Origin of the sequence: Peribacillus sp. RS7, from assembly GCF_041956845.1 — a bacterium.
Classification (GTDB): Bacteria; Bacillota; Bacilli; order Bacillales; family DSM-1321; genus Peribacillus.
In genome coordinates this window covers 5309193-5329609 of sequence record NZ_CP168135.1, presented here as the reverse complement: position 1 = coordinate 5329609, position 20417 = coordinate 5309193, and the positions used below count along the sequence as shown (strand labels likewise).

The window sequence follows — 20417 nt, the reverse complement described above, 5'->3', positions numbered from 1 at the left end:
CCATGGAACGAATTGCATGGGTAACGGATAGTACGGGAACTTTAGACGAAGAATTAGCATTGAATGAGCATGTTTACGTCGTTCCGATGGTCGTCATCATCGATGGGAAGGAATATGAAGATGGCGTCGACCTATCACCTGAGGAATTATACCGAAGAATGAGTGAGGATAAGATGAATGCGACTACATCACAGCCCTCGGTCGGCAGATTCCAAGAGTTATATAAGGAGCTTGAAAAACGCTATGATCGAATCATAGCCGTACACCTTTCAAGTGAATTGAGCGGGACCGTTTCCGCGAGCAGGCAAGCTGCACAAATGGTTACGATCCCCGTTGACGTGTTTGATACTTTACTTATTTCCTTTCCGATGCTATTAATCTTGAAACGGCTCATGCATTATATTGATAATGGCGATTCCATCAATGAGGCTTTCGCAAAAACGAGAATATATGCGGAGAATCATGAAACGTATGTATTAATAGGTTCTTTAGATCAGCTGCATCGCAGCGGCAGGTTAACAAACGCACAGTTTATTCTAGGAAGCCTATTGAGCTTTAAACCCATCATTTCAATCGAAAATGGTGTGCTTCATACCAAATCTAAACCCCGGAACCTTAAAAAGGCGGAAAAACAGATCTTCACTGATTTTCGCAGGTCAGTCGAAGCAGGAAAAGTAAAAGAATGCACCATATTATATGGTGCTGTTTCGGAGCAGGCACATAGATGGAAAAAGATGATTTCCGAAGAATTTCCTCATGTGTTGACCCATGTATCTCCGCTCGGCAGTGCAATAGGGGTGCATACTGGTGAACAGACGATTGGACTCAGTTGGTTCAATGAAGATTAAAGCACAACATTATTGAGAACCATGGTAAAATAGAAAGGACATGGAGTGGTGAAATGAAACAAACGATGATAGATTTAACGGAGAAGTATGTATACGACCAATTGAATTCTGATGCCAGCGGCCATGATTGGTTCCATATCGATCGGGTTCGTAAGCTGGCTTTACATATTGCAAAAGAAGAAGGAAAAGGGAATGAGTTCATCATTGAATTGGCGGCCCTGCTTCATGATATCCCTGATGATAAACTAAACCAGGAAGCTGATGAGGGATGGGGAAAGCTGGATCTTTGGTTTCAGGAACTGAAGTTGGATATTGATAGTGTGGATGCCATTAAACAAATCATCAACACAATTTCATATAGTTCCGGGCAGTTGAAGCTTCCTTCCATAGAGGCTGAAATTGTTCAGGACGCGGACCGCTTGGATGCAATTGGTGCCATTGGGATAGCCAGGACATTTGCATTTGGAGGAAAAAAGGGACAACTTATGTTTGATCCTTCACTGCCCATCAGGGAAAACATGACAAAGAAGGAATACAGGACGGGTAAAAGCTCTTCCGTTCATCACTTTTATGAAAAATTATTACGTTTGCAAGATATGCTCAATACTTGCACAGCCAAGAGGATTGCAAGTGAAAGGCATGAATATATGGTTAGATTTTTAGAGGAATTTAAAAAGGAATGGGATGTACGATTATGAAAGTTTTTAGCATGGAACATGTAATGAAAACCCAAGGGGAAAAACTTCTATTTAAAGATGTATCTTTTTCCATTACCGAAGGGGAAAAAATCGGGATCGTTGGCATAAACGGCACCGGTAAATCAACATTATTGAATATCATTGCAGGATTGGAAGACAGTGATTTAGGAACGAAGGATCATCCGAATGATTACACGATTTCCTATCTATCCCAAGATCCGCATTTTGATGAGAAATTGACGATCATGGAATATATGTACGAAAGCTCAACTCCTGTATTTTCATTGATCAAGGAGTATGAAAAGACGCTCGTCCAACTCCAGGTAGATCCACAGAATAGTGCAATACAGGACCGTTTGTTAAAACAGCAACAGGATATGGACACGCTTGGCGCCTGGGATACAAGTGCCAATGCCAGAACGATACTGACCAAGCTGGGCCTTCCCGATCACTCAAGGAAATTGGGGGAACTATCAGGTGGCCAAAAAAAACGTGCGGCCCTGGCAAAAACCTTGATTGAGACCCCTGATTTACTGATTTTGGATGAGCCTACGAACCATCTCGATTTCGAAAGCATTACTTGGCTTGAAGAATATTTGGGGAAATATCAAAAGTCCGTCTTATTCGTAACCCATGATCGTTATTTCCTTGATCGGGTTTCCAATAAGATTTGGGAAATTGCCCAAACGCAGCTTTTTGAATACAAAGGGAACTATGCTGACTATTTAGAATCAAGGGCCATTCGTGAAGAGAACGAATCGACCGAAAGAACGAAAAAAGAAAGTCTATTCAAAAAAGAACTGGCCTGGATCCGAAAAGGTGCAAAGGCCCGGACAACGAAACAAAAGGCCAGGATCCAACGCTTCGAAACATTGGAATCTGGTGTAAAGGATAAGCAGAAAACCGAGAACCTGGAAATGGAATTAAGCGGTGCCCGTCTTGGGAAAAAGGTACTGGAGATGCAGGATGTAACTAAATCTTTCGGGGATCAAACCATCATCAACCATTTTTCCTTCCTCTTCAAACCAGGTGATCGAATTGGGATCGTTGGTAATAATGGCAGTGGTAAGTCAACCTTGTTAAATATCCTGGCGGGACGGGAATCTATAGATGAAGGAATCCTGGAAAAAGGGCAAACCGTGAAAATAGGCTACTATACGCAAGAAAGTGTCGATATGGATGAGAATCTCCGCATGATAGAGTATATTCGGGAAACAGCGGATTCAATCGCCCTTAAAGATGGTAGTTTCATTTCGGCTGCGCAGATGCTTGAAAGGTTCCTGTTTCCCATGGGATCGCATGGGACGCCAATTCGCAAGCTTTCCGGTGGGGAGAAAAGGCGTTTATATCTCCTTAACATATTAATGTCGGCGCCTAATGTCCTGCTTTTGGATGAACCGACGAATGATTTGGACACGCAAACCTTGACCGTTCTGGAGGATTATTTAGAAACGTTTTCAGGTGTAGTCATTACCGTATCACATGATAGGTATTTCTTGGATAAAACGTGCCATCAGCTTCTTGTTTTCAAGAATAAAGGTGAAATTGATTTCTATTACGGTAATTACTCGGAGTTCTTGGAAGAAAAGACGGAAGAGGCCGTACCAGTGAAAACACCAGAACCTCAGATTAACCGCACGGAAAAGAAAAAGAAAAAACTAACCTATGCGGAAAGTAAGGAATGGGAAGAGATAGAAGGGAACATGGAACGGGTCGAGCTGCGTCTGAAAGATATCACGTCAGAAATGTCAGCAGCGGGAAGTGATTTTGAAAAAGTCCGCCTGCTGCTTGAAGAAGAAAAGGAACTAACGGATAAATTAGAGCATTTTTTGGAAAGATGGACGTATTTAGCGGAAAAATTGGAAGAGGAATGAGCGGGGGACTGGTCCAAGGGAGCAAACTTGGACCGGTCTTTTTTTAGCCAATCTCAATTGCATGAGAATCTGTTGCCGTTGTGATAATATCTAGTACATGGAAACGTCTTGTAAAAGGAGAGAAATGGATTGAAAATTAAATCAATAGAACCTACACCAAGTCCGAATACAATGAAAATCAATTTATCTGAAGAGTTATTAGCAGGTAAAAGTAATAACTATAAGAAGGATCAAGCTGAACAGGCACCGCAGCTGATTAAAGATTTATTTAAGATTGATGGGGTGAAAGGGGTATATCATGTTGCGGATTTCTTAGCGGTTGAGCGCAATGCGAAATATGATTGGAAAGATATCTTGGTCCAAATCCGTCAGGTCTTCGGGGAAAAAACCGAAGAACAAAGTCAACAAACGGTTTTAAATGAACATTACGGTGAAGTAGCCGTTGCCATTCAACAATTCAAAGGCATTCCGATGCAAATTAAAGCAAGTGATAGCCAACACGAGAAACGTTTTGCCTTACCGGAATATTTCATAAAGGGCATTGCCGCTGCCCAAAAAGAAGATGATAATGTAGTCCTGCTTCGAAAATGGAAGGATTATGGCGTAAGGTATGGTGATATGGAAGATATCGTGAAGGAAGTATCGGATGAGCTGATTGCAGCATATCCGGAAGAACGAATTAATCGGCTAGTAGCTGCTGCTAAAGAAATGGTGGATACAAAAGAAACATTCTTTAAACGGCCAAAAATTAAACTGACTGCAGAAATGCTGAATGACGAAAGCTGGGAAAAGCGATATCAGGCTTTAGAACAAATGGAAGATCCAACAGTGGATGATATTCCAGTATTGGACATGGCACTCTCCGACAGTAAAGTCTCCATTCGAAGGCTCGCGGTTGTATACTTGGGTATGATCGAAGATAGAAAAGTGCTTCCGAGCTTGTACAAAGCTTTGAAAGATAAAAGTGCAGCCGTAAGACGTACGGCTGGTGACTGTTTATCCGATCTAGGGTTTGAAGAAGCGATGGGGGAAATGTCACAATCACTTTCAGATAAAAATAAGTTGGTAAGGTGGAGGGCGGCGATGTTTTTATACGAAGCGGGAAATGAAACGACCCTCCCTTATCTAAAGCAAGCGGAACAGGATCCTGAATTCGAAGTGGCCCTTCAGGTCAAGATGGCCATTGATCGTATTGAAAATGGGGAAGAAGCGAAAGGTTCGGTTTGGAAGCAAATGACAGAATCAAGGCAAACGAATGACAAGTGATTTGGAATAACCCCGGCAAAAGGCATGCGGATGATTTAATCCGCATGCCTTTTTATTTTTGAGTTCCCTCAGGTCGAACCCCAAAACATTTAAAATGGCCAATTTTTCGAAATATAGAAGTTTTTTAAGATATAAATCTGTTCTCTATTATTTTAGTAAAATGATTTTTGTAGATATTTAGTGTTGAATGGTTGCATTTGAATGTAAATATGTTAGAATTTTTAGAGTATACTAAAAATTATATTATATTGAATCATTAAACATTTAGTGGAAATTGGGGGTACAACAAATGTCTACATCAAATATGAGAAGTGACATGATTACAAAAGGGGTCGATCGAGCTCCACATAGAAGCCTGTTGCGGGCAGCAGGGGTTAAAGAAGAAGATTTCGGTAAACCGTTTATCGCGGTTTGTAATTCATACATCGATATCGTTCCAGGTCATGTCCATCTTCAGGAATTCGGAAAAATAGTGAAGGAAGCGATTCGGGAAGCAGGCGGTGTGCCTTTCGAATTTAATACGATCGGGGTAGACGATGGAATTGCGATGGGTCATATTGGTATGCGCTATTCTTTGCCAAGCCGTGAAATCATCGCGGATTCCGTGGAAACTGTTGTATCTGCACATTGGTTTGACGGTATGGTTTGCATTCCGAACTGTGACAAGATAACGCCGGGAATGATGATGGCAGCTCTTCGCGTCAATATTCCTACAATATTCGTAAGTGGCGGACCGATGAAGGCAGGCAAAGACAAAAACGGTAAGTCTCTTTCATTAACATCCGTTTTTGAAGGGGTGGGCGCTTATCAAGCAGGTAATATCAATGCAGAAGATTTACAGGAAATCGAGCAAGTTGCATGCCCTACTTGTGGTTCTTGTTCAGGAATGTTCACTGCAAACTCCATGAACTGTTTGGCAGAAGGCTTAGGACTTGCGCTTCCGGGAAATGGAACGATTTTGGCGGTAGCAGAAGAACGTAAAGAATTCGTCAAGAAATCCGCTAAACAATTGATGGAGATAATCAAACTGGATATCAAGCCTCGTGATATCGTGACGATTGATGCAATTGATAACGCATTTGCATTGGATATGGCGATGGGCGGTTCAACTAACACTGTACTGCATACACTTGCATTGGCACATGAAGCAGGTTTTGAATATCCAATGGAACGCATAAATGAAATAGCTAACCGCGTACCGCATCTAGCAAAAATTGCACCGGCATCCGATTATCATATTGAAGATGTACATAATGCTGGTGGTGTAAGTGCCGTCATTAATGAGTTACTCAAAAAACCAGGTGCCTTTAACGGAGACTGCCTTTCCGTTTCAGGTAAAACACTCCGCGAAAATGTTGCCGGTTGTGAAATTTTGGACAAGGATGTTATCCATCCGTTAGATAATCCGCATTCTGAGCGTGGAGGGCTGGCGGTATTGTTCGGTAACCTTGCACCTCAAGGCTCCATCATAAAAGTGGGTGCCGTTGACGAATCAGTTGGTGGCTACCACAGGGGTCCTGCGATTTGTTTCGATTCCCAGGAAGATGCACTTTCCGGAATCATTACTGGAAAAGTTAAGGAAGGGAATGTAGTGGTCATTCGTTACGAAGGACCTAAAGGAGGCCCAGGTATGCCGGAAATGTTGGCACCGACTTCCCAAATCGTCGGAAGGGGACTTGGAGCCAAAGTCGGTTTGATTACTGATGGCCGCTTTTCAGGCGCATCTCGAGGCATCAGCATTGGCCATATATCCCCCGAAGCAGCTGAGGGAGGCCCAATCGCCTTTGTGGAAGATGGAGATATCATCGAGTTGGATTTGGAAAATCGTAAAATCGAATTGGAAATTTCCGATGAAGAATTCGAAAAGCGCAAAGCAAATTGGAAAGGCTTCGAATCAAAAGTTAGAACAGGCTATTTAGCACGTTATTCCAAACTTGTGACGAATGCCAGCTCAGGCGGAGTGATGAAAGTTTAATTAAAGGAAGATACTAAAACATGGTGGCAGAATGAAACGGATTCTGTCACCATGTTTTTTTTGCAGCGAAAATGAATCTTCTTTGACTATGACCCATTATGTTGGAAGGACGAATATACAACGCTCTAAGCGTCATTTTTGCATAAGCACTTAAGAATATAGTATGATTAAAATAATTGAAGAATTTTAACCAAGGGGGTTTTTTTATGTCGATGGCATATGATGAATATATGAAACAAATGGTAAAACCAATGCGTGCGGAACTGGTGCAAGCAGGTTTTGAGGAGTTGGACTCAGCCGAAGCGGTTGAAAACTTTATGGATTCCGTAGAAGGTACGACACTTGTGGTTGTGAATTCAGTTTGTGGTTGTGCTGCCGGGTTAGCCCGTCCAGCTGCTACTCAAGCCGTACTTCAAGCAGACAATAAGCCTGATCATCTGGTAACTGTATTTGCCGGTCAAGATAAGGAAGCGACAGCTAAAATGCGGGAATACTTCGATGGAATAGAGCCTTCTTCACCATCAATGGCTCTCCTAAAGGGCAAAGAGGTCTTACATTTCATTCCGCGCCATGATATAGAAGGACAGCCAATGGAAGCCATTATGGAAAATTTATTGGCAGCATTCAGTCAAGTGAATAAGTGATGAAGTAGAATGTCCTGGAAACAGGGCATTCTTTTCAAATTTAATAGAGTATGGAGGGGGAGGATTCATGTTTGTCACTACAGTAGGAAGAGTCGATAAAGAAACGATGATATTAGCCGAAAGGTTAGCTGAAGAATTACATATTCCCTATATTGCCCGAAGAAAACGATCGGTGAGAGATATCCAATCGGAACATGATGAAGATGATTGCCTCGTTTTTGGTAAAAAGCGGATGGAGTTATATCGGTACCAAGAAAAAGAACCATTCTTTTTTCACCCGAACCTTGCAATGATAAGAATAAAACGATTAATTCGTGGCGAAAGTGATCCATTTCTCATTGCCGGAGATATAAATGAGGGGGATTCTGTGCTTGATTGTACATTGGGCTTGGGCTCTGATGCGATTGTCGCAAGTTTCGCAGTTGGTGAACATGGACAGGTTGTTGCATTGGAGGGAAATCAATATTTGGCCATGCTCGTGGAACATGGGATGAAGACCTGGGAGAATGCAGAGGAAAAGATGATACAAGCGATGAGACGAATAGAGGTCATTCAAGCGGATCATTACGATATATTGAAAGCATTGCCGGATGATCATGTTGATGTCGTATATTTCGATCCCATGTTTGAGGAAACGATTCAGGAATCGAATGGAATCAAGGGGTTGACTCATTTTGCAGAAGATAAGGATTTATCGATGGAAATAATGAAAGAAGCCAAGCGGGTTGCGCGAAAGAGAGTCGTGTTGAAAGACCATTTTCGCAGCTCCCGCTTTGAGGAATTTGGATTTGAGGTATTAAAGAGAAAAACATCCAAATTTCATTTTGGCTTCATTTCCATTCTTGATCAGGATTTATAATCTGTCTCGTCTAATCCCATTGCACAACCTTCCCTGCTTGAATCGGCAGCACCATAGTTCGAACCATCAGGATTAATTTGAATGGCTTGAACATTCCCTATAGAATGGGGAACTTCATTAAAGGCAAAGCCCATTCCTTCCAAGTGACCTTTGCTGGTCATATCCATTCCTGCTTCCCATTCAATATGGGGGCCCATTGGTGTGAAAATTCTAGGTTCTTCAATGGCTGCTTTCAAGTCCATTTTTAAATCGAGTACATTGATGATCGTTTGGACGACTGAACTAATGATGGTTGGTCCTCCAGGTGATCCTAGCGTCAAAATCGGCTCGCCGTCTTTAAAGATGATGGTCGGGCTTTTGCAGCTGACAGGGCGTTTATTAGGCTGCACTTCATTCATGCCCCCAGGAATGGAATCGAAATCAGTCAGTTCATTATTCAGCATGAAACCATAGTCGGAAACCATGATGCCTGAGCCGAATGGATGTTCAACTGTAGAAGTGCAAGCTGCAATATTACCCCATCTGTCACGGACCGTGAAGTGTGTCGTTTCACTGACATCTTCGTCATTTGGTTGCGGAATGACTTCCCTTTGTTTCACGGAATCATATATCCAAGGGTTTCCGAAGTCAATGGCGTTATTCCTTGCATTGAAATTAATGAATGAGCGGCGTTTGGCTATATATTCATCATGCAGTAGACCCGCTAATGGCAATTCGGCAAATTCGGGATCAGCGAGAAATGCCTTTTTATCTGTAAATGCAAGACGCATCGCTTCTGCAATCAAGTAATATTTTTCCCAAGAACGGACGTCATATTGTTCGATTTGGAAGCTCTCCAATATTTTCAGGATTTGAATGACCGTGAATCCGCCTGCACTTGGGGCCATGGATGATGCAATTCGATAATCCTTATAAGTCCCATACATTGGTTCATCAATCGTTGCTTTATAATCCTGTAAATCAGAAAGCTCCATGAACCCTCCCAATTCCTGTATACAGGAAATGATGCCCTCTCCGATTTCACCATCATAAAATGCGGAAACGCCTTCACGTTGCAATATCCGATAGGTATTCGCCAAATTTTCTTTTATCAGCAATTCGCCATCTTGATAGGGTTTTCCGTTTGGCATGAAGAACTTACGGGCTTCCTCTCCCAATCGATATTCAAAATTTTTAAGAGCATCGCAAAGGACCCAATTGACGGGAACTCCTTTTTCTGCAAATTCAATGGATGGCTCGATGAGGTCAGCTAAAGGCTTGCTTCCATATTCGGAGAGTGCTTCATCCATAGCTTTCAGTATTCCAGGAATTCCAACCGCTGTAGCTTTGATCGAGCGTTCTTTAAATGGGATGACTTCCCCTTTTTCATCAAGAAACATGTCTCGATGCGCTGCTTTAGGTGCTCTAACATGGCCATCGAATATTTTTGTTTTCTTATCTTTAGCGTTATATACCATAAGGAAACCACTTCCGCCGATTCCAGTCATCATGGGTTCTACAATATTCAGGGCAAATTGGATGGCGACCGCCGCATCGACAGCATTTCCACCTTCACGTAATATTTTTTCCCCAATGGAAGTGGCTACGGGATGAGCGGTAACGACCATTCCGGCGTTCCCTGTAGCTGTTTCCCTCATGTAATCTTTATCTTTAGTGTGTTCATTGGTGTTTTCCATAATGATTCCTCCAGTATTCAGTCCTTTTATCTGCCAGAAGGTAAGGCTTTATGTGATTATGTGAAAAGAAAACCTTGTCATTGTGTATAAATGACAAGGAGATTTTTCGTAGGTATTTATTTATTCTTAATCAGCAAATGCTAAATATACGAAAAATGCTAATGTTACAAGACATAAAGCCACCATGGCAGTCGTAGTCAAAGCCATATAAGACCCCTCCTTAAAAAGACTTGAATCTAATTAAGTTCTCCAAATATCATCAAAATCCTTCATTTAATTGTAGAATTGTTGATATTTAGTGAAAAAGTTCGGGTTCATAAAGTTTATATAGGTATTTATCCTTTTTTTTGATTTTTGAAACATGGGTAACTATATATTCGTAATTACTAAAAAATAAAAGTATACTAAATATAATGATAATACAAAAAAGGAGGGGGAGTGTGATTTGAAAGCAGCGGTTTGGTTCAGGAAAAGTCTGGTCATTTTAGTATCCGTTTTAACGTTTGGTCTTGTCACTCCTTCAGATCTGGCGTGGCTTGCTGAAGCCGATTCGTTAAAGGATACTAAAAAAGGGTTGGTGGATGAAGAAGGGTTAGCCTATCTTTCTTCACAGAAACCGACTGAACCTGAAGAGGAATTCAACCGTGAAGAATTTTTATCGGGCATATTCAATAAAGCAGAGGAAAACGCATTTGTGAAATTTGGCGATAAGATCAATCCTAAAATAGGCGATGAGTTCAAAATGGTAATATTACCAAAAATGGAAGAAGCCATTACAGAAATGGTTGCCCAATTTCCAGATGAAAAATTACAGCAATTAACCATTACTGAGCAGCCGAGTGCTGGCAGGGCCGAGAAAATTTTTCATATTTATGATTCTTATAGCGGCAAGGATATCATCAGATTCCATGTAAGGCAGGAAAATCCTCCACTGGATGGATATTGGTTCAATTTTCACTATCATACCTACCATGATTCATTTGCCTCCCATTATGATATAGGGAAAATATATTGGGATAAAAATACGCCGCCAGAGTGGACGAGTAAACAAAGGCTCTCATAGTGTATATGGTTTCGTTGATTTTAATTAAGTGTAAGCGTATGATGAAAATGAAATTTCTAATAGGCATTAAATGATACGTTGTCATGCAACGTATTTATTTTGTGTTTAAAACATAGTAGAGTTTTTATCATTACTGGGAAGAATGTTATTTTAAATGGTTTTCTAATTTTGCTGTAATAGTAGCAGGGGAGTCTTTATCATGTCAGAGTTGTTAAATAACATCATTCAAACATATGCTCAATTTTTTGATTGGCATATGTGGGTGGAGGTTTTATCCGACCCTGTGAGCTGGGGATTGATAGGAACGCTTGTATTAATGGAAGGATTACTATCGGCGGATAACGCTTTGGTATTAGCTGTAATGGTCAGGCATCTTCCGGAAAAACAACGGAAAAAAGCACTTTTTTATGGATTATTAGGTGCTTACGCTTTTAGGTTTATAGCGATTGGAATCGGTGTTTTCCTCATTAAGCTTTGGTGGGTGAAGGTGATTGGAGCAGCCTATCTTGGTTGGCTCTCGTTTAAATACTTTCGGGATAAAAGGAAAAAACAAGCGGGGACCGATGAAGATATCCGGGGAATGAGTAAAAACAGCATACTGATCCGTATGTTTGGTACATTATGGGGAACGGTTGCGGCAGTGGAATTGATGGATATAGCATTTTCCGTCGATAGTGTCTTGGCCGCTTTCGGGGTGAGTGAAAAAGTCTGGGTCCTTCTGACCGGCGGGATGATTGGTGTCTTGATGATGCGGGGAGTAGCAGGTTTATTTTTAAAATTGATAGACAAGGTTCCTGAATTGGAAACTGCCGCATATGTGCTTATCGGGTTCATTGCTATAAAAATGCTAATTGCCGTTGCAGGGATCGAAATCCCTCCTACGATCTTTTTTGCCTTTATCTTGATAATTTTCGGCACCACGATCGTATTTCATTTGAAGAAAGGGAAAAAGCTCAAAGAACATGGTTGAGCACTATGTAAAAAGCTGACACAAAAATGATGTCAGCTTTTTGTTGACAAAAGAATTCGGAACGTTATCATCCCAAACCCCTTTCGACTTTTTTTGTTATTCTCTTAATTAGACCTCTCAAATTTCGACTTTTACCATTCCTTGATCTTTCCATGTCCATTTTAAAGTCCTTTAAAGTCGTCCAACCGCATGCCATGTTTTTTTGGGGTTATGCGAATAAAAATGCGGTGATTTTTCACTACTTTAAGCCTCGAGTTTTTATCATGTTTTTTACTGTTTTATATGGGGGATGAAACCCTTACTAGATTGAAGATAAATGCGACACTCATGCCGAGCCCCCCGCTAAATGCTTACGGCGAGGGGGATTGGCAGACAGTCGGCGGAAAGGGAGCGGATATCTGAAGTTGGTTGGAAAGTAGGGACACTCGCTTTCCGCGGGCGGTCCGACCTCGCGGCCCTATTACAATAATTAGAACATATTATAACTTCTGCAAACCATTTTAGTCAGGTGAAACAAAGGAAACCCCTGCTCAGCGTTTAAAAATTTCCGATAAGGTGTATTCTTGGGAAGGTATAATTTATAAACGATTAGTCTCCATTTATATAAAATTCTTCAAAAAAAATAGCTCATTGTTTTATCAATGGAATTCCTTTTTCCTCTTCAACTAACGACGGAGATTAGTGAAAGAAGGAAGGAGAATTAAATTTAGTGAAGAATTAACCTTGTAAAGAGTGGTATCTTACCTGAGGAAGTATCAATGGAATTACAAGATGGTTTATATGATGAAATATCAAGTTTATGTTCCGAGGGGGATCAGTTGGTTGATGGAAAAACAGCGTAACATTATTTTATACATTGGTACTTCAATTGATGGCTATATTGCAAATGATGATGGTACATTAGAGTGGTTAGAATCAACAGAAGTAGAAGGAGATTCTGGCTACAATTCACTTCTGGAAAGAATTGACACTGTTGTTATGGGAAAAGGAACTTATGATGTCATTCGTGGATTTGATATGGATTATCCATATAGTGATTATAAAAATTATGTATTTTCTAAATCTGTTAGTGGATCAGATGAATATGCTTCATTTATTGATGAAGATGTCAAAACTTTCATTAAAAGTGTAAAACAAAAGCCTGGTAAAGATATATGGTTAATTGGTGGAGGAAACTTAGCTCGTGAATTTTTTAAAGAAAATTTAATTGATGAATTCCAACTAGCCATTGCACCCATTATTTTGGGGAAAGGAATCTCCCTTTATATCGGAGATGATATTACCCTAAAATACACATTAACCAAAGTGGAAAAATTAGGTCAACTTGCTATGCTTCATTATATAAAAAAATAATTTTCATCATCTTTCCCTTTTTTAGTAGGGAAAGATTTTTACCTTTTCAATTACACTTTTTACTGAAAATCGTTCGAAAAATTAATGGATGTTTATATAACTAACGGTGAGCTTTAGTACAATTAGTTAATAAAGATAAATATGAGGAAGAGCACAGTTTGAAGAACGGTGCTTCAGTTAGTAGACAAAAGAGTTCTATCTAAAAGTTAAAACAAAGTTGATTGGAGCGGAAGGTGCGAGACTCCTGCGGGAAAAGCGCGTCCAGGGGAGACCCCGCAGGCGCAAAGGCGCCGAGGAGGCTCCCGGACCGCCCGCGGAAAGCGAGTGCCTTGAGCGGAATTCAACGTCTAAATTGTACACCCATAAAAAAAACTGTAGGCAAACTCGATTTTCATCGAGATGCATACAGTCTGTGCTGACATCAAATATGATGTCAGCTTTTTTTTTGGAGAATATCAAGTAATTGAAGAAGGGCGGTAAATGTAGTGAAGAAAATCAAAGGCAATAAAATGTTAAGCCAGAGAGAAGGGAGTAACGGATGCAGCAATATGCCAAAGAAAATGGAGAACAAAAAAAGGTCGAGAATGATGAACACTTTTAAACTGTAAATATCAAGGACTTCTTCAGCAAGTTCACGGTGCTCATTCAAGCTGGCGTTTTTATTATTGGTTTCCATGCAATCACCTTAAACCTTTTACGATTATATACTGTTGATATATGAAAAGAGCGGAACAATGGTTCTTTTAAGGAAGGGCTGGAACCAAAATTACCAAAAAAACATAGAGTTTTTACATTAAATCAATATGTTATACTAATATAATAGTGTTGAAGATTTATAGATTTAAAAATACATATATTTCTTGACGATAATGAGAAATGATTGAAAGGAGAGAAGATTGTGAAAAGTAAAAAATGGTTAACCGTTCTTGCATTATTTGCCTTTTTCCTCTCGATGCTCTCCTATTCCCTAGCAAAGGATGAAGGGGTAAAATGGCGGAATTTGCCCAAAGATAACCTTTTAAGTCAAGCAGATATTTTTAATGATAATAAAGAATTACAAAGAATATTTTTATTTCCAGAAGGGGAATACAATGAAAAGGAAGCACTGAAAATTGTTGGAACCATTGACAAACTGCCGCATTCCCTTTTAGTGAAGACTGCTGACAGAGGTGTGAGGGTCAAACTATTTAATGGTAATTTAACAGAAAATCAATCTGCGGCTAAATTAAAGGGAAAATCCCCCCGTGGTTATTTGAATAAAGAAACAACTTGGGATGATGTACCTGGGATGGGGGGGTCTCATACCGTATTGGTTAAAATCGGAGCAAGTGACAAGGGTAACGGGCATGGCTCCATTAATTTGGAACTGCATGAGCTAGGGCATTCCATTGATAATATAGTTTATGATGGTATCCGTGAAGACATGGATTATTTGAAGATTTGGGGCAAGGAAGTGGGAGGACTGTTTCCTGGACAGTCGTATTTTTCCAATTATCCTGAAGAATACTTTGCAGAAACGTTTGCGATGTTTTATGTAAACTTCGAACAAAATCAATTACTTAGAAAAAAAGCACCCGAGACTTATAATTTTATTAAACAATTAGATTAAACATTGGGCTATAATACGTTAAAATAAGGAGAATGAAAGTAGAAAAGGTGGTTTATCATGAAGCAATATTTAGATTTATGTAAGCATGTACTCGAGAATGGCACTCAAAAAGGTGACCGTACGGGAACAGGGACGATCAGTACCTTCGGATATCAAATGAGATTTAATTTAAAAGATGGGTTCCCTGTCCTTACAACGAAAAAGATTAGTTTAAAAGCGATTATCCATGAACTATTATGGTTTTTGAAGGGTGATACAAATGTTGGCTACCTTCAGGAAAATTCCGTACGCATATGGAATGAATGGGCTGATGAGAAGGGAGAATTAGGTCCGGTTTATGGTCATCAATGGCGTTCTTGGGGAGCGGCTGATGGACGGCAAATCGACCAGATCAGTGAATTGATCGAACAAATCAAAACGAATCCCAATTCAAGAAGGTTGATAGTGAGTGCTTGGAATGTTGGGGAACTGGACGAAATGGCATTGCCGCCTTGCCATGCTTTTTTTCAATTCTATGTGGCTGATGGCAAGCTTTCGTGCCAGCTATATCAACGTTCAGCGGACGTCTTTTTAGGTGTTCCTTTTAATATTGCTTCGTATGCGCTCCTAACGATGATGATCGCGCAGGTGTGTGATTTGGAAGTTGGCGAATTTGTACATACTTTTGGGGATGTCCACATCTACTCTAACCACCTTGAACAAGTGGAACTGCAGTTGACTCGTGATCCGAAACCATTGCCAATCATGAAAATAAATCCGGAAGTGAAAAATATCTTTGATTTTAGTTTCGAGGATTTCGTTTTGGAAAATTACGAAGCCCATCCCCATATAAAAGGAGAGGTTAGCATATGATATCGTTGATAGTGGCCATGGATCAAAATCGTGTGATCGGGAAAGACAATAAACTGCCATGGCATCTACCGGCCGATTTGCAGTATTTTAAAAAGGTGACGATGGGGCATCCAATCGTCATGGGCAGAAAAACATTTGAATCAATCGGTAGGGTACTGCCTGGCCGTGAAAATGTCATCGTTACCCGCAATCAGGATTTTAAAGCGGAAGGTTGCGTAGTATTACATGATATTACACAAATCAAAACGTTTGCAGATAATAGTGATGAGGAAGTCTTCGTGATTGGCGGAGCCGAAATCTTCAAGGAAATCCTTCCTGTTACCGACCGCCTGTATATAACGGAAATTCATGAAACCTTTGAAGGTGATACTTTCTTTCCCGTGATTGATGAAAATGAATGGGATAAAATTTCCTCAAACCCAGGCAGCATCGATGAAAAAAATCGATATGCACATGATTTTATTATTCTACAAAAAAAATAAATGACTAATCCGATTATGGGGAAATAACCATAATCGGATTTTTTTTGGTATGGAATGAACAAAAGATAGAATTTTTAGAAAAATCAATTACATTAATAACAGTAAAGTGCTATAATGATTGAATTGATTAGGAAGGAAATGAGGGATTGATATGAACCAGACAGCATCCATGAATAGGGGGATTCAATTGGAAGATATTCTAATTGCCTACAGAGAACTGAAAGAAATCGTTTTACATACTCCTTTACAAAAAAATCAGAGGCTCTCTGAAAAATATGAATGTAATGTATATTTAAAACGCGAGGACCTTCAACATGTACGTTCCTTTAAATTAAGAGGAGCTTACTATAAAATGAAAAGCTTGACCGAGGAAGAGACGAAGAATGGAGTCGTTTGTGCCAGTGCAGGTAACCATGCACAGGGAGTTGCTTTTTCTTGCAGTCAATTAGGTATCCACGGGAAAATTTATATGCCTGCTACAACACCAAGGCAAAAAGTCGATCAAGTTCAGTTATTTGGTCGGGATAATGTGGAAATCATCCTAATCGGAGATACATTCGATGATGCATTTGCCATGGCGATGGAATGCTGTGAAAAAGAAGAGCGTTCCTTTATCCATCCATTTGACGATGAAAAGGTAATCGCCGGGCAAGGAACAACGGCTGTAGAAATCCTGAATGATTGTGAAGATGGAATTGATTATGTATTTGCCGCTATCGGCGGTGGCGGTTTAATGGCCGGAGTATCAAGTTATTTCAAATCGGTTTCACCAAAAACGAAATGCATTGGCGTGGAGCCGCTTGGGGCTGCATCGATGGAATACTCCTTCAAGGAAGGAAAAGTTTCTGAACTTGAAAGCATAGATACATTTGTTGACGGAGCAGCTGTCAAGTGTGTAGGACAGATGACATATCAGCTCTGTAAGGAAAACCTGGAAGATATCGTTGTCGTTCCTTCAGGGCAGATCTGCACGACGATTCTCGATTTATATAATCAGCATGCAATTGTCGCTGAGCCGGCAGGGGCCATTTCTGTAGCCGCTTTGGATTTGTACAAAGAGCAAATCAAAGGCAAAACGGTTGTTTGCATGGTCAGTGGAGGGAATAACGACATTGGTCGTATGCAGGAAATTAAGGAGAAATCCTTATTATATGAAGGACTGCTTTATTATTTTATCGTGAATTTCCCGCAACGCGCTGGGGCTTTAAGGGAATTCCTTGATGAGGTGTTAGGACCGAATGACGATATAAGCCGATTTGAATATACGAAGAAAAACAATAAAGAAAGCGGGCCGGCCCTGGTTGGTGTAGAGCTAAAGGATAAAAATGATTTTCAAGGGCTCATTCAAAGGATGAACAAAAAAGGATTCTCTTTCGTTGAGGTCAATAAAGACAGTAATTTATTTCATTTATTGATTTAATCATGGACAAAATGTTAAATTAGGATAGAATAATACCTATGTTTTTACATTTTATTCTGCCGGCACAGTCGTTACGGCCATACTGTCGAAAATTGTTACCATTCTATGACGAATTGCCAGTTCCCTTTCAATTGGTTGGAAATGGTATTATAATCGTAGTAGGTCTAATTACAACACCAAAGGGGATGTATCCATGTCGAACATTGGAGTACCTGGTCTGATTCTCATCTTAATATTGGCATTAATTATCTTTGGTCCGAAGAAACTTCCAGAAATTGGCCGTGCTTTTGGACAGACACTTCGTGAATTTAAAAAGTCCACGAGTGACTTAACAAAAGGTGATTATGAAGAAGATAAGAAGTTACAACAAAAAAATCATGAATGATTGAAATGCTGGGCGTAAGATGTAATCGTCTTGCGCCTTTATGCTGGAACAAAGATACGGATTTTCAGATGAAGGCGTGATCAACTTTGGAAGATAAAGAATTAAATATCATCGATCATCTCGATGAATTGAGAAAACGGCTCATCATTACTGCTGTTGCTTTTTTCATCTTTTTTATCGCCAGTTTTATTTATGTTGAAGAGATTTATAATTGGTTCGTGAAGGATCTCGATTTTGACCTGATGGTATTGGGACCAAGTGATATTATCTGGATTTACTTTATGCTTTCAGGCGTCGTAGCCATTGCGGCAACGATACCGATAATTGCTCTGCAAATATGGTTATTCGTTAAACCCGCCTTGATGCCAAATGAAGTAAGAGCGACCCTTGCCTATATTCCAGCACTTTTCTTGCTTTTTATCGGAGGGCTTGCTTTTGGTTATTTTGTCATCTTCCCGACCATTCTTCAATTTTTGATTGAATTGGGCGATGGGATGTTCATAACCAGTTTTACAGCGGATAAGTACTTTTCATTCCTATTTAATATGACGATACCTTTTGCCGTTTTATTCGAGCTTCCGGTCGTTACCATGTTTTTGACCTCCATTGGTATAATTAATCCTTATGTGCTTCAAAAGTTAAGGAAGTATGCATACTTTGTACTGGTTGTCATTGCGATATCGATTACGCCGCCTGACTTTATGTCCGACTTTATGGTAATGGTTCCACTGCTGTTATTATACGAAATCAGCATTTCATTATCTAAAGTCGTCTATAAACGAAGGGTGAAGCGTGAAAGTTTGCGGGAAGGCAGCTACGAGGAAGGTTTATAACAGGGGACCCATGATGGCATTTTGCCATTATGGGTTTTTTGTAATGTAAGTCGAGCGTGATTTGTCCATTTTTTTATACATTTGAATATTTATACTTTTTGATTTATTGTGTATAATGTAAGCAATCGGTTAAAAATGAGGATTGATATTTTGATGTTCAAATGCTTGGAATTCAAAGATTGTTTTGGACATAAGGTCACAATTTCAGAAATACCTGTCTTATTGCCTAGTGATCCGAATTTTTTTATGTTGACCGCGCGTTTGGAAATATTTGTAAAGAAAGTTTTTGCTAATAAAGATCATAAAGAAAATTACTCATTTAAGCATTATTTAGCATCCGTACTCAAATGGCCCGTTTATAACAAGATTTTTTTTGGAAGCTTACTCAATAATGCTTAATGCGGACTGTTCCATAGCTAACATCTCCGATAAAAGAGATGCCACGAATGCCGTGCGATTCCGAAATAAAACGGCATGTGTTCAGGTTAGCTCATGGGACGGTCTTTTTTTGTGCAATCATTTCGAAAGATGAGTATCCTTTCACTTGAAAAAAGATACCTTTGGTTTGAATGCGTACCTTGAATAGGTATAATACAATAGATATGTTAATTTAGGGATGTGTAATGATGAAAAAAGTAAAGATAGTAACAGATTCTACAGTAGATATGACACCGGAAGAACTGGAATATTATGACATTACAATGGTTCCTTTATCTATCTTTATAGATGGAGAGACTTTTTTGGATAAGGTTGAAATCGAACAAGAAGAATTCTTGAAAAGGATGAACCAGTCAAAAGAACTTCCAAAAAGCTCACAACCAGCCGCAGGTACCTTTGTTGAGGTATATAATGAACTCGGAAAAGACGGCAGTGAGATTATTTCGATTCATATGACAGGTGGCATGAGCGGTACTGTACGCTCAGCGGAAAGCGCAGCCAGTATGTCTGAAGCGAAAGTAACCGTTCTTGACTCGAAATTCATTTCGAAAGCGATGTCATTTCAGGTGATCGAGGCAGCGAAGATGGCAAAGGAAGGGAAATCCGTATCAGAGATAATCGAACGACTGGAACATATTAAAAAGCAGTCAAGTTTAATCATTGTCATTGAAACACTTGATAACCTCGTTAAAGGTGGAAGGATTGGGAAAGTTTCTGCATTTATCGGTTCACTGCTGCACATAAAGCCGATTGCACTTTTGGACGATGGTGTACTGAATCCTGTATCCAAAGCTAGGAGCCAGTCACAGGTCGTGAAGTTCATCATCAAGAAATTCAAAGAAGATACACAAGGCAAAAAAATTAGAGGCATTGGTTTTGTACATGCAAATGGACTTGAAATTGCGGATAAAGTCCGCCAGGCCATTGCAGAATTAACAGGGTATCAAGATATAAAGATAGATGCAACCACTGCCGTTGTCAGTACCCATACAGGCGAAGGCGCCATGGCGATCATGTATTATTGGGATTGATATGTATAAGGTGTATGAAATTGCAGCCGCAGAGGTCTGTCATTTTTACAATTGTCTTTAATTCGTAGAAAGTGTTGCTGTTCTCATACCAATTGGTCTGTTAGAATAAATGAAGTAACAGAATATTTTATACATAAAGGA

General features: G+C 39.9%; 20 protein-coding genes. 18 read left to right on the top strand and 2 right to left on the bottom strand.

Annotation, left to right across the window (positions count from 1 at the left end; genetic code table 11):
- Positions 1 to 2: 2 nt before the first annotated feature.
- The 7 genes from ACDZ29_RS26365 to ACDZ29_RS26335 all read left to right on the top strand — a co-directional run bounded on the left by ACDZ29_RS26365 (position 3) and on the right by ACDZ29_RS26335 (position 8164).
- Positions 3 to 848: a DegV family protein gene (locus ACDZ29_RS26365; protein ID WP_289325439.1), complete on the top strand. Its 846-nt coding sequence runs from the start codon at positions 3 to 5 to the stop codon at positions 846 to 848.
- A gap of 53 nt (positions 849 to 901) precedes the next feature.
- Positions 902 to 1546 (top strand): HD domain-containing protein, encoded by a 645-nt coding sequence (locus ACDZ29_RS26360; protein ID WP_289325438.1) that lies wholly within the window; start codon positions 902 to 904, stop codon positions 1544 to 1546.
- Positions 1543 to 3420, top strand: coding sequence for an ABC-F family ATP-binding cassette domain-containing protein (locus ACDZ29_RS26355; protein WP_289325437.1), 1878 nt, complete (start codon positions 1543 to 1545; stop codon positions 3418 to 3420). Before ACDZ29_RS26360 ends, ACDZ29_RS26355 begins: the two co-directional genes overlap by 4 nt.
- 129 nt (positions 3421 to 3549) lie before the next feature.
- On the top strand, positions 3550 to 4686 hold the full coding sequence (locus ACDZ29_RS26350; RefSeq protein ID WP_375089249.1) for a conserved virulence factor C family protein: 1137 nt from the start codon (positions 3550 to 3552) through the stop codon (positions 4684 to 4686).
- A 289-nt stretch (positions 4687 to 4975) separates the two neighbouring features.
- Positions 4976 to 6661 carry a dihydroxy-acid dehydratase gene (gene ilvD / locus ACDZ29_RS26345; protein ID WP_370015450.1) on the top strand — a complete coding sequence of 562 codons (1686 nt, stop codon included), beginning with the start codon at positions 4976 to 4978 and terminating at the stop codon, positions 6659 to 6661.
- A 206-nt stretch (positions 6662 to 6867) separates the two neighbouring features.
- Positions 6868 to 7305, top strand: a complete 438-nt coding sequence (locus tag ACDZ29_RS26340) for a BrxA/BrxB family bacilliredoxin (RefSeq protein ID WP_375089247.1) — start codon at positions 6868 to 6870, stop codon at positions 7303 to 7305.
- 67 nt (positions 7306 to 7372) lie between these two features.
- Complete coding sequence (locus tag ACDZ29_RS26335) at positions 7373 to 8164, top strand: class I SAM-dependent methyltransferase (RefSeq protein WP_375089246.1); 792 nt, start codon at positions 7373 to 7375, stop codon at positions 8162 to 8164.
- Here ACDZ29_RS26335 and ggt read toward each other — a convergent pair.
- Positions 8152 to 9840 (bottom strand): gamma-glutamyltransferase, encoded by a 1689-nt coding sequence (gene ggt / locus ACDZ29_RS26330; RefSeq protein WP_375089244.1) that lies wholly within the window; start codon positions 9838 to 9840, stop codon positions 8152 to 8154. The two genes, ACDZ29_RS26335 and ggt, sit on opposite strands and share 13 nt — an antisense overlap.
- Positions 9841 to 10285: 445 nt before the next feature.
- On the opposite strand from ggt, the gene ACDZ29_RS26325 reads away from it, so the two are divergent.
- The 3 genes from ACDZ29_RS26325 to ACDZ29_RS26315 all read left to right on the top strand — a co-directional run bounded on the left by ACDZ29_RS26325 (position 10286) and on the right by ACDZ29_RS26315 (position 13226).
- Entirely contained in the window at positions 10286 to 10903 is a 618-nt protein-coding gene (locus ACDZ29_RS26325; protein ID WP_375089242.1) for a YpjP family protein, read from the top strand.
- A 199-nt stretch (positions 10904 to 11102) separates the two neighbouring features.
- Entirely contained in the window at positions 11103 to 11873 is a 771-nt protein-coding gene (locus ACDZ29_RS26320; protein ID WP_375089241.1) for a TerC family protein, read from the top strand.
- Positions 11874 to 12698: 825 nt separating this feature from the next.
- Positions 12699 to 13226: a dihydrofolate reductase family protein gene (locus ACDZ29_RS26315; protein ID WP_375091223.1), complete on the top strand. Its 528-nt coding sequence runs from the start codon at positions 12699 to 12701 to the stop codon at positions 13224 to 13226.
- Positions 13227 to 13659: 433 nt separating this feature from the next.
- Here ACDZ29_RS26315 and ACDZ29_RS26310 read toward each other — a convergent pair whose 3' ends face one another.
- Positions 13660 to 13902, bottom strand: coding sequence for a hypothetical protein (locus tag ACDZ29_RS26310; protein ID WP_289316028.1), 243 nt, complete (start codon positions 13900 to 13902; stop codon positions 13660 to 13662).
- A gap of 222 nt (positions 13903 to 14124) precedes the next feature.
- Here ACDZ29_RS26310 and ACDZ29_RS26305 point away from each other — a divergent pair, with 222 nt between their 5' ends.
- The 8 genes from ACDZ29_RS26305 to ACDZ29_RS26270 all read left to right on the top strand — a co-directional run bounded on the left by ACDZ29_RS26305 (position 14125) and on the right by ACDZ29_RS26270 (position 20276).
- Positions 14125 to 14835 carry a toxin gene (locus tag ACDZ29_RS26305; protein ID WP_289325427.1) on the top strand — a complete coding sequence of 237 codons (711 nt, stop codon included), beginning with the start codon at positions 14125 to 14127 and terminating at the stop codon, positions 14833 to 14835.
- A gap of 57 nt (positions 14836 to 14892) precedes the next feature.
- Complete coding sequence (locus ACDZ29_RS26300) at positions 14893 to 15687, top strand: thymidylate synthase (RefSeq protein ID WP_370015441.1); 795 nt, start codon at positions 14893 to 14895, stop codon at positions 15685 to 15687.
- Positions 15684 to 16169, top strand: a complete 486-nt coding sequence (locus ACDZ29_RS26295) for a dihydrofolate reductase (protein ID WP_289334978.1) — start codon at positions 15684 to 15686, stop codon at positions 16167 to 16169. The genes ACDZ29_RS26300 and ACDZ29_RS26295 overlap by 4 nt, the downstream gene beginning before the upstream one ends.
- Positions 16170 to 16320: 151 nt before the next feature.
- On the top strand, positions 16321 to 17589 hold the full coding sequence (gene ilvA / locus ACDZ29_RS26290; protein ID WP_375089239.1) for a threonine ammonia-lyase IlvA: 1269 nt from the start codon (positions 16321 to 16323) through the stop codon (positions 17587 to 17589).
- 193 nt (positions 17590 to 17782) lie between these two features.
- Positions 17783 to 17974, top strand: a complete 192-nt coding sequence (gene tatA, locus ACDZ29_RS26285) for a twin-arginine translocase TatA/TatE family subunit (protein WP_034307557.1) — start codon at positions 17783 to 17785, stop codon at positions 17972 to 17974.
- A gap of 86 nt (positions 17975 to 18060) precedes the next feature.
- Positions 18061 to 18807 carry a twin-arginine translocase subunit TatC gene (gene tatC / locus ACDZ29_RS26280; RefSeq protein ID WP_289325423.1) on the top strand — a complete coding sequence of 249 codons (747 nt, stop codon included), beginning with the start codon at positions 18061 to 18063 and terminating at the stop codon, positions 18805 to 18807.
- Positions 18808 to 18942: 135 nt separating this feature from the next.
- Positions 18943 to 19206 (top strand): DUF2535 family protein, encoded by a 264-nt coding sequence (locus ACDZ29_RS26275; protein ID WP_353957914.1) that lies wholly within the window; start codon positions 18943 to 18945, stop codon positions 19204 to 19206.
- A gap of 227 nt (positions 19207 to 19433) precedes the next feature.
- The gene (locus ACDZ29_RS26270) at positions 19434 to 20276 is read left to right on the top strand and encodes a DegV family protein (RefSeq protein WP_289325421.1); all 843 of its coding nucleotides are present in this window, start codon (positions 19434 to 19436) and stop codon (positions 20274 to 20276) included.
- Positions 20277 to 20417: the final 141 nt, after the last annotated feature.

Bases quoted from the DNA above. Each gene is read 5' to 3' on its own strand.
- ACDZ29_RS26335 (WP_375089246.1), top strand. From the start codon at position 7,373: ATGTTTGTCACTACAGTAGGAAGAGTCGATAAAGAAACGATGATATTA.
- ACDZ29_RS26275 (WP_353957914.1), top strand. From the start codon at position 18,943: ATGAGGATTGATATTTTGATGTTCAAATGCTTGGAATTCAAAGATTGT.
- ilvD (WP_370015450.1), top strand. From the start codon at position 4,976: ATGTCTACATCAAATATGAGAAGTGACATGATTACAAAAGGGGTCGAT.
- ACDZ29_RS26365 (WP_289325439.1), top strand. From the start codon at position 3: ATGGAACGAATTGCATGGGTAACGGATAGTACGGGAACTTTAGACGAA.
- ACDZ29_RS26300 (WP_370015441.1), top strand. From the start codon at position 14,893: ATGAAGCAATATTTAGATTTATGTAAGCATGTACTCGAGAATGGCACT.
- ACDZ29_RS26295 (WP_289334978.1), top strand. From the start codon at position 15,684: ATGATATCGTTGATAGTGGCCATGGATCAAAATCGTGTGATCGGGAAA.
- ggt (WP_375089244.1), bottom strand. From the start codon at position 9,840: ATGGAAAACACCAATGAACACACTAAAGATAAAGATTACATGAGGGAA.
- ACDZ29_RS26340 (WP_375089247.1), top strand. From the start codon at position 6,868: ATGTCGATGGCATATGATGAATATATGAAACAAATGGTAAAACCAATG.
- ACDZ29_RS26320 (WP_375089241.1), top strand. From the start codon at position 11,103: ATGTCAGAGTTGTTAAATAACATCATTCAAACATATGCTCAATTTTTT.
- ACDZ29_RS26315 (WP_375091223.1), top strand. From the start codon at position 12,699: ATGGAAAAACAGCGTAACATTATTTTATACATTGGTACTTCAATTGAT.
- ACDZ29_RS26360 (WP_289325438.1), top strand. From the start codon at position 902: ATGAAACAAACGATGATAGATTTAACGGAGAAGTATGTATACGACCAA.
- ACDZ29_RS26355 (WP_289325437.1), top strand. From the start codon at position 1,543: ATGAAAGTTTTTAGCATGGAACATGTAATGAAAACCCAAGGGGAAAAA.
- ACDZ29_RS26270 (WP_289325421.1), top strand. From the start codon at position 19,434: ATGAAAAAAGTAAAGATAGTAACAGATTCTACAGTAGATATGACACCG.
- ACDZ29_RS26310 (WP_289316028.1), bottom strand. From the start codon at position 13,902: ATGGAAACCAATAATAAAAACGCCAGCTTGAATGAGCACCGTGAACTT.
- tatA (WP_034307557.1), top strand. From the start codon at position 17,783: ATGTCGAACATTGGAGTACCTGGTCTGATTCTCATCTTAATATTGGCA.
- ilvA (WP_375089239.1), top strand. From the start codon at position 16,321: ATGAACCAGACAGCATCCATGAATAGGGGGATTCAATTGGAAGATATT.